The sequence below is a fragment of the Mesorhizobium jarvisii genome, assembly GCF_003601985.1.
In the GTDB taxonomy this organism is placed as follows: domain Bacteria; phylum Pseudomonadota; class Alphaproteobacteria; order Rhizobiales; family Rhizobiaceae; genus Mesorhizobium; species Mesorhizobium jarvisii.
The window spans coordinates 379,033-391,810 of the sequence record NZ_QZXA01000004.1 but is presented as its reverse complement, the minus strand read 5'-3'; the positions used below and the strand labels follow the sequence as shown (position 1 = coordinate 391,810).

At 63.0% G+C, this 12,778-nt stretch carries 13 protein-coding genes; 1 reads left to right on the top strand and 12 read right to left on the bottom strand.

What is annotated here, in order from left to right; genetic code table 11:
- Positions 1–15: 15 nt before the first annotated feature.
- Complete coding sequence (gene nusA / locus D3242_RS12905; protein ID WP_019863071.1) at positions 16–1,611, bottom strand: transcription termination factor NusA; 1,596 nt, start codon at positions 1,609–1,611, stop codon at positions 16–18.
- A 48-nt stretch (positions 1,612–1,659) separates the two neighbouring features.
- Complete coding sequence (gene rimP / locus D3242_RS12900; RefSeq protein WP_064984619.1) at positions 1,660–2,307, bottom strand: ribosome maturation factor RimP; 648 nt, start codon at positions 2,305–2,307, stop codon at positions 1,660–1,662.
- Between the two features lie 286 nt (positions 2,308–2,593).
- Between rimP and D3242_RS12895 the strand changes: the two genes are divergently transcribed.
- Positions 2,594–2,758, top strand: a complete 165-nt coding sequence (locus D3242_RS12895) for a hypothetical protein (protein ID WP_019863068.1) — start codon at positions 2,594–2,596, stop codon at positions 2,756–2,758.
- Positions 2,759–2,781: 23 nt separating this feature from the next.
- Here D3242_RS12895 and trmB read toward each other — a convergent pair whose 3' ends face one another.
- The 10 genes from trmB to olsA form a co-directional block, all read right to left on the bottom strand.
- The gene (gene trmB / locus D3242_RS12890) at positions 2,782–3,483 is read right to left on the bottom strand and encodes a tRNA (guanine(46)-N(7))-methyltransferase TrmB (RefSeq protein ID WP_064984617.1); all 702 of its coding nucleotides are present in this window, start codon (positions 3,481–3,483) and stop codon (positions 2,782–2,784) included.
- A 26-nt stretch (positions 3,484–3,509) separates the two neighbouring features.
- Entirely contained in the window at positions 3,510–4,775 is a 1,266-nt protein-coding gene (gene metK, locus D3242_RS12885; RefSeq protein ID WP_010913316.1) for a methionine adenosyltransferase, read from the bottom strand.
- Positions 4,776–4,943: 168 nt separating this feature from the next.
- Entirely contained in the window at positions 4,944–5,363 is a 420-nt protein-coding gene (locus D3242_RS12880) for a helix-turn-helix domain-containing protein (protein WP_027047724.1), read from the bottom strand.
- Between the two features lie 138 nt (positions 5,364–5,501).
- Positions 5,502–7,094 (bottom strand): apolipoprotein N-acyltransferase, encoded by a 1,593-nt coding sequence (lnt, locus tag D3242_RS12875; protein WP_064984615.1) that lies wholly within the window; start codon positions 7,092–7,094, stop codon positions 5,502–5,504.
- 99 nt (positions 7,095–7,193) lie between these two features.
- Positions 7,194–7,664 (bottom strand): VOC family protein, encoded by a 471-nt coding sequence (locus tag D3242_RS12870; protein ID WP_064984613.1) that lies wholly within the window; start codon positions 7,662–7,664, stop codon positions 7,194–7,196.
- Positions 7,665–7,677: 13 nt separating this feature from the next.
- A complete protein-coding gene (locus D3242_RS12865) occupies positions 7,678–8,772 on the bottom strand; it encodes a hemolysin family protein (protein WP_019863065.1) in 1,095 nt (364 codons plus the stop codon).
- 27 nt (positions 8,773–8,799) lie between these two features.
- Positions 8,800–9,300, bottom strand: coding sequence for an rRNA maturation RNase YbeY (gene ybeY / locus D3242_RS12860; protein ID WP_019863064.1), 501 nt, complete (start codon positions 9,298–9,300; stop codon positions 8,800–8,802).
- 19 nt (positions 9,301–9,319) lie between these two features.
- Positions 9,320–10,312 carry a PhoH family protein gene (locus D3242_RS12855; RefSeq protein ID WP_019863063.1) on the bottom strand — a complete coding sequence of 331 codons (993 nt, stop codon included), beginning with the start codon at positions 10,310–10,312 and terminating at the stop codon, positions 9,320–9,322.
- An 83-nt stretch (positions 10,313–10,395) separates the two neighbouring features.
- Positions 10,396–11,805, bottom strand: a complete 1,410-nt coding sequence (gene miaB / locus D3242_RS12850) for a tRNA (N6-isopentenyl adenosine(37)-C2)-methylthiotransferase MiaB (RefSeq protein ID WP_064984611.1) — start codon at positions 11,803–11,805, stop codon at positions 10,396–10,398.
- A 75-nt stretch (positions 11,806–11,880) separates the two neighbouring features.
- On the bottom strand, positions 11,881–12,681 hold the full coding sequence (gene olsA / locus D3242_RS12845) for a lyso-ornithine lipid O-acyltransferase (protein WP_064984609.1): 801 nt from the start codon (positions 12,679–12,681) through the stop codon (positions 11,881–11,883).
- Positions 12,682–12,778: the final 97 nt, after the last annotated feature.

Below are 12,778 nucleotides of genomic sequence, written 5' to 3'. Positions count from 1 at the left end.
CGATGCGGTTTCACCTCACGCACCAACGGCTTCGTCAGCCGATGCTTCTTCGGCCACAAGCTCGTCTTCGGAAATCCAGCCGGCCTTGAGACGGGCATTGAGCACCATCTGTTCGGCATCGGCGCGCGAAACACCGTGATTGGCCAGCACGCCCGGATAGACCTTGGTCTCGCCGTCCTTGCGTTCCTTCCAACCGGTCAGGTCGTCGGCGGCATAGCCGGCGAAATCCTCGATCGTCTTCACGCCATCCTCGCCGAGCGTCACCATCATGGCGGTGGTGATGCCGGGAATTTCGCGCAGTTCGTCCTTGACGCCCAGCGCCTTGCGCTTCTCGTCATGCTCGGCCTCGATCTTTTCGAGGTACTCGCGGGCACGGGTCTGGATTTCGGAAGCGGTGTCGTCGTCGAAGCCGTCGATCGAGGCGATTTCGCCGGCGTCGACATAGGCGACTTCCTCGACGCTGGTGAAGCCTTCGGAGGCCAGCACCTGGCCGACCATCTCGTCGACATCGAGGGCTTCCATGAACAGCGCCGACCGCTCGACGAATTCCTTCTGGCGGCGCTCGGATTCCTCGGCTTCCGTCAGGATGTCGATATCCCAGCCGGTGAGTTGCGAGGCGAGACGCACGTTCTGGCCGCGACGGCCGATGGCCAGCGACAGCTGATCGTCGGGAACCACCACCTCGATGCGCTCGGCGTCCTCGTCGAGCACGACCTTGGCGACTTCCGCCGGCTGAAGCGCATTGACGATGAAGGAGGCGGCCGAGGGCGACCACGGAATGATGTCGATCTTCTCGCCCTGCAATTCGCCGACGACGGCCTGGACGCGGCTGCCGCGCATACCGACGCAGGCGCCGACCGGATCGATCGAACTGTCACGCGAGATGACGGCGATCTTGGCGCGCGAGCCCGGGTCGCGGGCGACCGACTTGATCTCGATGATGCCGTCATAGATTTCCGGCACTTCCATGGTGAACAGCTTGGCCATGAACTGCGGATGCGTACGCGACAGGAAGATCTGCGGGCCGCGCTGCTCGCGGCGCACGTCGTAGACATAGGCGCGGACGCGGTCGCCATATTTGTAGTTTTCGCGCGGAATCAGCTCATCGCGGCGGATGATCGCCTCGCCACGGCCGAGATCGACTATGACATTGCCATATTCGACACGCTTGACGGTGCCGTTGACGATCTCGCCGATGCGGTCCTTGTATTCGTCATACTGGCGGTCGCGCTCGGCCTCGCGCACTTTCTGGACGATGACCTGCTTGGCCGACTGCGCGGCGATGCGGCCGAAATCCATTGGCGGCAGCTGTTCGGCGATGAAGTCGCCGAGCTGCGCGTCGGGATTGCGCTCGCGAGCCGAGGAAATGGCGATCTGGGTGGCGTAGTCGTCGACCTTTTCGACCACTTCCATCAGCCGCTGCAGCTTCATCTCGCCGGTGTTCGGGTTGATGTCGGCGCGGATGTTGGTCTCCTGGCCGTAACGCGAACGCGCCGCCTTCTGGATCGCATCGGCCATGGCGGCGATGACGATCGACTTGTCGATCGACTTTTCACGCGCGACCGCATCGGCAATCTGCAGCAGTTCAAGTCTGTTGGCGCTTACTACCATGTTTTTCTCCCGAGCCTGTTTGCCGGACCTTTGGGGCCGGCAGCTCAATCAACTTTCCTGTTCGTGTTCTTCCGTGGCGTCCGTCTCAGCACCCTCGGGCACGTCGTCATCCGGTTCGCCGCGGCGTTTCTTGGCTTCCTTGCGCGCCCTGTTGTCCTTCGACAACGCATCGCGAATGAGGTCGTCGGTCAGGATCAGCCGGGTTTCGGCAATGGCGTCGTAAGGCACGCGCACTGTCGGTTCCTCGCCATAGGCCGCCTTGTCGCGCTCGATCAACACGTCGTTCTCACCGGCCTCGGCGATCTTGCCCTTGAATCGCTTGCGATCCGCGACGATGACCGATGTTTCCATCTTTACCAGATGACCGGTCCAGGTCACGAAATCCGATTTTCGCACCAACGGCCGGTCGATGCCGGGCGAAGAGACTTCGAGATGATAGGCCTTTTCGATCGGATCATCGACATCGAGCGCCGGTGACACCGCGCGGCTGACCTCTTCGCAGTCCTCGACGGTCATGGTGCCGTCCTCGCGTTCGGCCATGATCTGCAGCGTCAGCCCGTTCTGGCCGGACAGATGCACCCGCACGAGGCGAAAGCCGATGCCGCGCAGCACCGGCTGGACGATCAGCGCAATGCGCGCATCAATGCCGCTTTCGCGGATGATGCGGTCGTCACCTTCGCTTGCCGTTGCAGTCATCAAGTACCTGTCGTTTCGAACCTATCGGCAGGTAATAAAAAAGAGCGGGACCGGGTGGACCCACTCTTCGTCATACCGACCAAGAATTTGACGCTGATATAAACGAACATGGCCGGTGTTTCAAGCCCGCCGTGCCGAACCGGCAAAAGGGTCGACAGCGTCAGCATTGCTCCAGGCGCATGGCCACCATGCGCCAATCCCCCTGTGACATCCGGAGGGGCGCTCTTATTTATTAGCCACGACACGAACAGGAGCGGCGCGCGGTGGCGCGCGAAAGGACAAGATCATGAGCAATCGCAGACTATTTTCCGCCCTGGGCGACCTCTTCACCGCATTTGGCGGCGCGGTTGCCGCGTCGCGCGCCGTGGAAGCCGGCCGCAAGCCGCGCGCCGACGACTTGCGCAAGCTCGGCATGGATCCGGCCATCTTCAACAGAATCGGCCGTTTCTGAAAATCTGGCGAGGGGGCGCGCGCCTATTTCCTGACAAAGGTCAGATAGGCAGGCCGCCGGCCTTCGCGAACGGCCTTCGCCTCGTAACGCGTGCCAGGCCAGCCCTCATAGGGACGATGCCAGTCGGCGGCTTCGGCCGCCTGCCATGCGAAGGCGCCATGCGCCCGGCAATGCAGCAAGGTCCAGTTTACATAGGTATCGATATCGGACGCGAAGCGGAATTTTGAGCCCGGTTTCAAGACGCGCGCGAAACGCTCGAGATTGACCGGACTGACGAAACGCCGCTTCCAGTGCTTCTTCTTCGGCCATGGATCGGGATAGAGAAGATCGATGCCGTCGAGCGAGGCCGGCGGCAGCCAGTCGAGCAGCCGGGTGGCGTCATCGTCATGGACCCGCAAATTGGCCAGCGGCCTTGTCCGCACCGCCATCATCATCTTGGCCATGCCGTTGACGAAGGGCTCGACGCCGATGAAGCCCGTTGTCGGCGCCTCGATGGCGCGGTGCAGAAGATGCTCGCCGCCGCCAAAGCCGATCTCGAGCCGGACGGCCGAAACTTCAGTTTCAAACAGAGTGCGCAGATCCGACGGCGCATCAGCCGTCAGATCGAGCCGATAGGCATCAAGCCCGCTTTCCAGGGCCGCCGCCTGCTGCGGACGGACGGGCTTGCCGCGCCGACGACCGAAAAAGGCTTCGGTCGTACGGCTTGGCCTGTCTTGCGGGCTCATCTGGCGGTGCTGGGTCTGTCGCAGCTTCAGGCCGCGACAGCATCCTTGAGCGCCTTGGCGAGATCGGTCTTTTCCCAGGAAAAAGATCCGTCGCGGCCGGCCTTGCGGCCGAAATGGCCGTAGGACGACGTCTTGGCATAGATCGGCTTGTTAAGGTCGAGGTGACGGCGGATGCCCGACGGCGACAGGTCCATCACGGTGCGCAGCGCGTCCTCGAGCTTTGCCTCGTCGACCTTGCCGGTGCCGTGCAGGTCGACATAGACCGACAGAGGCTGGGCGACGCCGATGGCGTAGGAAAGCTGGATGGTGCAACGGTCGGCAAGCTTCGCCGCCACGACATTCTTGGCCAGATAGCGCGCCGCATAGGCTGCCGACCGGTCGACCTTGGTGGTGTCCTTGCCCGAGAAGGCGCCGCCGCCATGTGGTGCCGCGCCGCCATAAGTGTCGACGATGATCTTGCGGCCGGTGAGGCCAGCGTCACCGTCCGGGCCGCCGATGACGAACTTGCCGGTCGGATTGATATACCACATGCAATCGTCGGCGATCTTGAGATCACCAAGCGCCTCGCGGATGTAGGGTTCGACAACCTTGCGGACCTTCTTGGAGTCCCATGTCGCGTCGAGATGCTGGGTCGACAGCACGATCTGGGTTGCCTCGGCGGCCTTGCCGTCGACGTAGCGGACGGTGACCTGACTCTTGGCGTCCGGGCCGAGCTTGCCGGCCTCGCCGTTGTTTTGGTGGCGGGCGGCGGCCAGCAGTTCGAGGATCTTGTGGCTGTAGTAGATCGGCGCCGGCATCAGGTCCGGCGTCTCGCGGCAGGCATAGCCGAACATGATGCCCTGATCGCCCGCACCTTCCTCGCCCTGGCGGTCGGCGGCGTTGTCGACGCCCTGGCCGATGTCTGGCGACTGGCCATGCAGGAGAACCTCGATCTTGGCCGTCTTCCAGTGGAAGCCGGCCTGCTCGTAGCCGATCTCGCGGATCGCCTTGCGGGCGACTGATTTGAATTTTGCCGGATTCACCACCGGGTGGCCCGCGGCGTCCTTGAGGATGTTGCCAGCCTTGTCCTTTTTCAGCAGCGTCTCGGGGACGCGCACTTCGCCGGCGATGACGACGCGGTTGGTGGTGGCGAGCGTCTCGCAGGCGACACGGACCTTCCATGGGTCCATGCCGGTCTTCTTGGCCTCACGGTAGACCAGATCGACAATCTCGTCGGAGATCCGGTCGCAGACTTTGTCGGGATGGCCCTCGGCAACGGATTCCGAGGTAAAGAAGTAGTTCTGCCGCGTCACGGGTGTCCCCTCTTGAAAAACGATCGGCAGGCTGCCGATTTTGGCGCGCCACGTGTTAGCGGGGCAAAGCGCCGCTCGTCAAGCGTTGCCGCCATTCTGGCACGACTGTCGATGTCGATATCTTGTGCCACCGGCGGCGAATGCCGCCGGTTCGAGGCGTATCGAGGGTCAGTCGAGATCGTCGGCGGCGAGTGACTTCACCAGGTCGATGATCCTGCGGCGCACCTTGACGTCGGCGATCTTGACGAAGGCCCGGTTGAGCTGAAGGCCTTCGGGACTGCCGCAGAATTCGACGGCGAAAGCCATCGACGCATCCTCGGAAAAGCCGCGGCCGGCCACCGCTTCCTGGCCCGGCGCATCCTCGAAGAAGAAGGCGACGGGCACGCCGAGTATCGAGGCTATCGCCTGTAGCCGGCTGGCGCCGACGCGGTTGGTGCCCTTTTCATATTTCTGGATCTGTTGAAATGTGATGCCGAGATTCTCGCCCAGCTTTTCCTGGCTCATTCCGAGCATGTTGCGGCGAAGCCGGATGCGGCTTCCAACGTGAATGTCTATGGGATTGGGTTTCTTCTTGTTTTCTTCTGTCATTTTTTCCTCGCCGAATTTTTTCGGCTTTGTGATTTTTTCCCGCCCAAAAAAAGCCGGGGGCGACTGCCCCAACAGACCGATCCACCGACTTCGAGAAATTTTCAGGCGATACAGTATGAGTTTCTAATGTGTCGACTGTCAATTCACCCGTAGCCTTTGCCTTACGCTCAATAGCGCTCCTCCGAGCGCAAACAGCAACATGATCAGGATTCCGTTAATGCGCCGCTGGCCCGAGGAAATGACCGTCTGTCCGGCAATCGGCACCTTCACATCGATGGCTCCGCGAGCGTCGATGGCCAGTGCATCGACGATGCGTCCGTGTGGGTCGACGACGGCCGAGATGCCGTTGTTGGCAGCACGCAGCAAGGGCAATCCGTTCTCCACCGCGCGAATCTGGGCCTGCCTGAAATGCTGATACGGTCCCGGTGTGTCCCCGAACCAGGCATCATTGGTAACGTTCACAATAAGCTGCGCTGACGTAGCGTCAACTGCCACCAGATCGGGAAAGATCACCTCGTAACAGATAAAAGGCAGGGCACGGATGCCGCCCGGCAGTGTGATGGCGTGGCGCTCGTTGCCGGCGGTGAACGTCACCGGTCCGGCGACAAGCTGCGCGATGCCGAAACGGTTGAGCAGGTCGGCAAAAGGCAGGTACTCGCCGAACGGCACCAGATGGACCTTGTCGACGGCATCGACGATCTCGCCTCTGTCGTTGATCGCCACCACGGAATTGTAATAGCGGCTGTCGGTGCTGGCCGCCGAGCCGCCTTCCTCGCGAACGACGCCGGCGATCAGCATCTGGCCATCGGCCAGCATGTCGCCCAGCGCCGTCAACGCGTCGGGGCGCTCGGTGAAGAGGAACGGAACCGAGGTTTCCGGCCAAAGAATGAGTTGCGGCTTGCCGTGACCAGGGTCCGGCGCCTTGGCGGACAGGCCGAGCAAGGTGGCGAAGATGCGGTCGCGCACCGAGGCGTCCCATTTTTCACTGAGGTCGACGGAAGGCTGAACGATGCGGACATCGAGACTGCGCTCCGCCGGTTTTTCAGGAGCGGTAAGCCTGATGTAGCCGAAACCGACATGGGCTGACGCAAGCAGGATGAACAGTGCCGCACCCAGGCGCAGATGCCGGCGCGCCGCCAGCAGCGCCGGTAATGAAAAGAGGAACACGGCAAGCACGTTCATGCCGATCATGCCGGTCACCGACACGCTCTGCATGAGGAGAGGCACCGGCATTGCCGCGTAGCCTATGGCATTCCAGGGAAAACCGGTGAACAGGAAGCCGCGCAGCCACTCCATCAGCCCGAAGCCGAAGGCAAGGGCGGCGATGCGGCCGATATCGCTGCTCCACAGAAGCCGGGCGACCATCGTCGCGAAGCCATAGAAAAAGGCGAGTGCGAAGGGAATGCCGACCACGGCGAAGGGAAGCGCCCAGGCAAACTCATCGGCCTCGACCAGCAGCGCCGAGCCGATCCACCAGAGACCGGCGAGGAAATAGCCGAAGCCGAACCACCAGCCGACGGCGAAGGCCGGCCGCAAGCGTCTGAAAAGGCTGCCTGAAGCTTCGCCGGTCGCGCCGTCGAGCAGCCAGACCAGCAGCGGAAACGAGATGAAGCAGGCGGCGAAGAAATCGTAGGGCGCCTGGCCGAGCACAGCCAGCGCCCCGGCAAGAAAGGCCACGAGCGCACGCCGCCAACCCCAAAGCAGAATTATCCGGCCGGCCAGGCGCTCCATGCATACTTCCGAGTCGCGCGAATCAGGACGCAAGATTTATCAGGCCGCGGCCCGCGCTCCAAACGCCGGCTGATCAGCCGCAATGACCCAGCCACAGCTCTACCGGTGCCAGCCGTCGATGCTGAGACCGCTCAGCCGCTCGGCCTCTTCGCGGGAAACGCAACGGATGGGCTGGGTGAAGGTCCAGACATGGCCCTCGGGATCGCGAGCCCGATACTGGCGTTCGCCGTAGAATTGGTCCATCGGCTCCTGGATTATGTCGGCGCCGGCCGCCCGCGCCTGCTCGCAATGCGCATCCAGGCCATCCTTCAGCCCGACATAGACCGACTGCGTGTTCTTGCCCGAGACCGAAGCCGGGCTCGCGACATAATCGCTCCATTCGGAATCGACGATGATAGTGCAGTCGCCGAACCGCATCTCGGCGTGGACGAGGTTTCCATCGGCATCGCTCACCACCATGCTGCGCTCGAAGCCGAAAGCCGCTTCGAGCCACGCCAGCGCGGCACGCGGATCCCTGTATAAGACACCGGAACCCAGACTTGAATGCTTGAACGGGTCGTCAACCGTCATCGGCAGCGGAAACTCAGGCCTGTTCGGTGCGGGCCGTGGCGCGGCGACGGCGCTCGCCCTTCTGGCTTTGCACGATGCGCACGCGCTTGACGCGGCGCGGATCGGCATCGAGGACATGGAACTCGAAGCCCGGAATGGCCTGCACCACCTCGCCGCGCGCCGGCACGCGGCCAAGCGTGTTGAAGATCATGCCGCCGATCGTGTCGACGTACTCGCCATGTTCGCCGGCGGCAAAATCCTCGCCGATCATCTTGGCGACCTCGTCGATCTCGGCCTTGCCGTCGACGATGAAGACGCCGTCGCCGGCCTGGGTGATCATCGGCTCGTCGTCGTCATGCTCGTCCTCGATGTCGCCGACGACCATTTCGACAATGTCCTCGAGCGAGACAAGGCCATCCGTGCCGCCATACTCGTCGATGACCAGCGCCATCTGCGTGCGCGTCGTCTGCATGCGGCCCATCAGGTCGGAAGCAAGCATCGAGGGCGGCACGAACAGGACCTGGCGGATCAGATTGAGCTCGCCGATGGTGCGCGCGAGGTCGACCTGGGCGAGATCGAGCTGCGTGGCGACGGGCGTCTTCCTGGTCGTGCGCCCCTTCTTGACGCGCGCGAGCTTGGTGATGTGGGCCAGCACGTCGCGGATATGGACCATGCCACGTGGATCGTCGAGCGTCTCGGAATAGACCGGCATGCGGGAATGGCCGGATTGTTCGAAGGTGCCCAGGAGATCGCCGAGCGTCGTGGTGATCTCGACCGCCTCGATATCGGCGCGCGGCACCATGACATCCTCGACGCGCACTTCGCGCAGCCGCAGGATGTTGTTGAGCATGGCGCGCTCGCCAGGCGAGAAGGATTCGGCATCGCTCGCCGTCTCGGCCAGAGCGTCAGCGATTTCCTCGCGCAGGCTGGTGCCGTTGCGCTGCCGAAACAGGCCCAAAACACGATCGAACAGGGAGGGTCCGGCAGGCGAAGGCTCGCTGGCTGCGCCGCCGGTGTTGGCAACACCAGTGGTAACGGTACTCGGACTTGATCCCTCTTCCGACGTATCGGAAGCCTTGGGCGCACTGCCGGCGTCGGGGCGGGCGGCAGTCTCTGGTTTGTCGTTCATCGTCGTCCGGTCAATTGTCAGATGTAGTTACGCGTAGGGATCGGGAATGGCAAGCCTTGCGAGCGCTGCGCGTTCGATGGCCTCCATCTCCTCGGCCTCGGCGTCGGTCTCGTGATCATGGCCCAGCAAATGCAGCAGGCCGTGGATCACAAGATGGGTGATATGGTTCTGCACTGGCTTGTCTTCCAGTGCCGCCTCGCGAGAAACCGTCTCGGCGGCGAGCACGATATCGCCCAGCATCGGCGGCAGTGGGCCGCCTTGCACAAACGGAAAAGCCGGGAAAGACAAGACGTTGGTAGGTTTGTCCTTACCCCGCCATTCGGCATTGAGCATACGTATATGGGCGTCGTCGGAAAAAACGACGCTGAGTTCGGAACGGCCCATCACACCGGTCTCGGTGAAAGCAGCACCAACCGCCCGATCGACTAGCCGTGTCAGGCTTGCCTCATCGGGCCAATCACCCGCTTCGACCGATATATCGATGTCGACGGGAGGCTCCCCGTCGCCGGATGAATTGTCCTCAGGCATGAAGCCGCATCGTCAAAAATCAATTCTCGGCGCCGAGGCCGCGCGCCAGCTTGGCGTCGCGGTCATAGGCCCTGACGATTTCCGCCACCAGCGGATGGCGAACGACGTCGACATCGTTGAAACGCACAGTGACCGCGCCGGCCACGCCATCGAGGACACGCAAGGCTTCGACCAGGCCCGATTTGGTGCTCGGGGGAAGGTCGATCTGCGTCGGATCGCCGGTGACGATCATGCGCGAATTCTCGCCGAGACGGGTCAGGAACATCTTCATCTGCATCGGCGTGGTGTTCTGCGCCTCGTCGAGGATGACCGCGGCATGCGCCAACGTACGGCCGCGCATGAAGGCGAGCGGCGCGATTTCAATGACTTCGGCGGCAATAGCGCGCTCGACCTTGTCGGCCGGCATCATGTCGTAGAGCGCATCGTAGAGCGGCCGCAGATAGGGATCGACCTTTTCCTTCATGTCGCCGGGCAGGAAGCCCAGCCGTTCGCCGGCTTCGACGGCCGGCCGCGACAGGATGATGCGCTCGACCATGCCGCGCTCGAGCAGCATCGCCGCGTGCGCCACCGCCAGATAGGTCTTGCCGGTGCCCGCCGGACCGATGCCGAACACGAGTTCCGACCGTTCCAGCGCCCGCATATAGGCGTCCTGGTTCAGCGAACGGGCATAGATGGTCTTCTTGCGGGTGGCGATCTGGGCCGCGGAGACCTTGCCCTTGCGCTCCAGCGTCGGCAGCGTCAGCTGATCGTCGGCGGCGACCGCCATGCGCACGGCGCCGTCAACGTCGGATTGGCCGATATCGACGCCCTTCTGCAGAATGCCGTAGAGATTGTCCAAGGCACGGCGCGCCTGTTCGGCGGCCGAAGCCGACCCCTTGATGGTCAGCTGGTTGCCGCGCGAGCGGATGTCGACGCCGAGCTTCTGCTCGAGCCGGGCGAGGTTCTCGTCGAACTGACCGTAAAGGGCGCTGGCAAGCTTGTTGTTGTCGAAAGTCAGAACGATGTGCGCCATGTCAGAAGCCCCAGATGCCGGTACCGGGGGCAGGTTCTTCAGCTCTGCTGCGCTCAACCGTCTCTCCTCATCTGCCGAAACCATCAGGCCAATTCGGCGAACAGGCTATTGTAGCCCGTCTTCGTGATTCGCACCTGGATAATGTCACCGATTTCGCCGGCCTTTTCATCAACAATAACCGGCTGCAGCCAAGGTGAGCGGCCGACCTTCTGGCCGGCCTGCCGGCCGGGCTTCTCGATCAGCGTGTCGATGGTGCTGCCGACCAGGCTCGAACCGAAGTCCTGCTGCTGCTTCAACAGCAATGCCTGCAGGCGCTGCAGTCTCTCGTCCTTGACCGTTTCCGGGACATGATCGGCCATTTCGGCGCCCGGCGTGCCGGGACGCGGCGAATATTTGAACGAAAAGGCCGAGGCGTATTTCACCTGGCGCACCAGTTCCATCGTCGCCTCGAAATCGGCCTCTGTCTCGCCGGGGAAGCCGACGATGAAATCGCCGGACAAAGCGATATCGGGTCGGGCAGCGCGGATGCGGTCGAGCAGCGCCAGATAGTCCCTGGCCGTATGCCTGCGGTTCATCGCCTTCAAGATGCGGTCGGAGCCCGATTGCACCGGCAGATGCAGATAGGGCATCAGCGACGGCAGGTCGCGGTGGGCTGATATCAGTTCGTCATCCATGTCGCGCGGGTGGCTGGTGGTGTAGCGCAGCCGCGCCAGGCCGGGAATTTCGGCCAGCCGGAACAGCAGGCGGCCAAGGCCCCATTCCTCGCCGTTCTCGCCCTGGCCGTGCCAGGCATTGACGTTCTGGCCAAGCAGCGTCACCTCGCGCACGCCGGCCTCGGCCAGGCGCTCGGCCTCGGCGACGATCTGCGCCACCGTCCGCGACACTTCCGAGCCCCTTGTATAAGGCACGACGCAGAAGGTGCAGAACTTGTCGCAGCCTTCCTGCACGGTGAGGAAGGCGGTTACTCCGCGCTTGATGACCTCGGCGCGCTTGGGTTGCGGCAGATGGTCGAACTTGTCTTCGATGGCGTAGTCGGTCTCGACGATCTTCTCGCCGCCGCGCACCCGCGCCAACACGTCGGGCAGACGGTGATAGGTCTGCGGTCCGATGACCAGGTCGACGGCCGGCGAGCGCCGGATGATCTCGGCACCCTCGGCCTGCGCCACGCAGCCGGCGACGCCGATTAGCAGTTCGCGGCCGGCAAGGGCGCGCTCCGCCTTCATGTCACGGATGCGGCCGAGCTCGGAATAGACCTTTTCGGCCGCCTTCTCCCTGATATGGCAGGTGTTGAGCAGCACCAGATCGGCCTCGTCGATGGCATCGGTCGCGGCGTAGCCGTCGGCGGCCAGCGCATCGCCCATGCGCTGTGAATCATAGACGTTCATCTGGCAGCCATAGGTCTTGATGAAGACCTTTTTCGCTGCCGTGGCGCGCTTTGCCGACTGTCCGGCCACCGTGCCAATGTCGTCGCTTTCAATCGTGTTCAAGTCCATCCGGCGGCTTCTAACGCCTTTCCGTGACAAAAAACAGACGATTCTCGGTGTGCATGCGCAGGCGCAGGGTCCGGGCTAGCGGCTCGGGCGCGGATCGGCGAGTGCCGCCTGCATCATCTCGCGCACCTGGCTTTCCATCAGCCTGGCCGTTTCCTTGCGATTCGAGCCCTTGGCAAAGGCGACCGGCTGGCCGAAATGCACTTCGACGTCGAGCGCGCCCTCCGCCATCAGCACCTTGAGATGCGGCATCAGGTCCTCGTCGCCGATCCAGGCCGAGATCGGCCGGTGGCGACGGCCGAGCGGCACGCCGTGCAGGCGCGTATAGGCGATCGCCACGGGCTGGATGAACACTTGCTCGGCCGCGCCCTCCGAAAGCGCCATCGAGGCGGCGCCGAAGAGCGTGCTCTTGAACGGCAGGACGGCATTGCCGTCACCGGTCGATCCCTCCGCGAACAGCACCATGGCATCGCCCTTGGCCATGCGATTGGCGATCTCGCTTGCCTGGTCGCCGGAAGAACGCTTGCGTTCGCGCTCGATGAAGACAGTGCGCTGCAGTTTCGACAGCATGCCGATCAGCGGCCAACCTTCCATATCGGCCCTGGCGATGAACTTCACATCGGCAAAGGACCCAAGCACCATGATGTCGGTCCAGGAGATGTGGTTGGAGGCAACCAGCAAGGGGCGCTTGTCGGATAGCGTTCCCTTGACATGGACGCACATGCCGAGCGCCCTGAGGATCAGCCTGTGCCAGATCTTGAGAATGACGGTTTCCGGCCACCAGCCGGTCTTCATCGACAGGATCTGCAAAGGCACCAGGACCAGCGAACCGGCGACGACAAGGCCCAGGGCCAGGAAAATCCTGATTTTTCCGATCATACTGTCCTGGCCCTGCCATTACAGCGCCGCGCGTCCTCTTGGATGCGCAAAGGACGCTGTAACACCCTAATTGTGGCGCATGATCCTTTCCGAAAAT

Bases quoted from the DNA above. Each gene is read 5' to 3' on its own strand.
- nusA (WP_019863071.1), bottom strand. From the start codon at position 1,611: ATGGTAGTAAGCGCCAACAGACTTGAACTGCTGCAGATTGCCGATGCG.
- rimP (WP_064984619.1), bottom strand. From the start codon at position 2,307: ATGACTGCAACGGCAAGCGAAGGTGACGACCGCATCATCCGCGAAAGC.
- D3242_RS12895 (WP_019863068.1), top strand. From the start codon at position 2,594: ATGAGCAATCGCAGACTATTTTCCGCCCTGGGCGACCTCTTCACCGCA.
- trmB (WP_064984617.1), bottom strand. From the start codon at position 3,483: ATGAGCCCGCAAGACAGGCCAAGCCGTACGACCGAAGCCTTTTTCGGT.
- D3242_RS12880 (WP_027047724.1), bottom strand. From the start codon at position 5,363: ATGACAGAAGAAAACAAGAAGAAACCCAATCCCATAGACATTCACGTT.
- lnt (WP_064984615.1), bottom strand. From the start codon at position 7,094: ATGGAGCGCCTGGCCGGCCGGATAATTCTGCTTTGGGGTTGGCGGCGT.
- D3242_RS12870 (WP_064984613.1), bottom strand. From the start codon at position 7,664: ATGACGGTTGACGACCCGTTCAAGCATTCAAGTCTGGGTTCCGGTGTC.
- D3242_RS12865 (WP_019863065.1), bottom strand. From the start codon at position 8,772: ATGAACGACAAACCAGAGACTGCCGCCCGCCCCGACGCCGGCAGTGCG.
- ybeY (WP_019863064.1), bottom strand. From the start codon at position 9,300: ATGCCTGAGGACAATTCATCCGGCGACGGGGAGCCTCCCGTCGACATC.
- D3242_RS12855 (WP_019863063.1), bottom strand. From the start codon at position 10,312: ATGGCGCACATCGTTCTGACTTTCGACAACAACAAGCTTGCCAGCGCC.
- miaB (WP_064984611.1), bottom strand. From the start codon at position 11,805: ATGGACTTGAACACGATTGAAAGCGACGACATTGGCACGGTGGCCGGA.
- olsA (WP_064984609.1), bottom strand. From the start codon at position 12,681: ATGATCGGAAAAATCAGGATTTTCCTGGCCCTGGGCCTTGTCGTCGCC.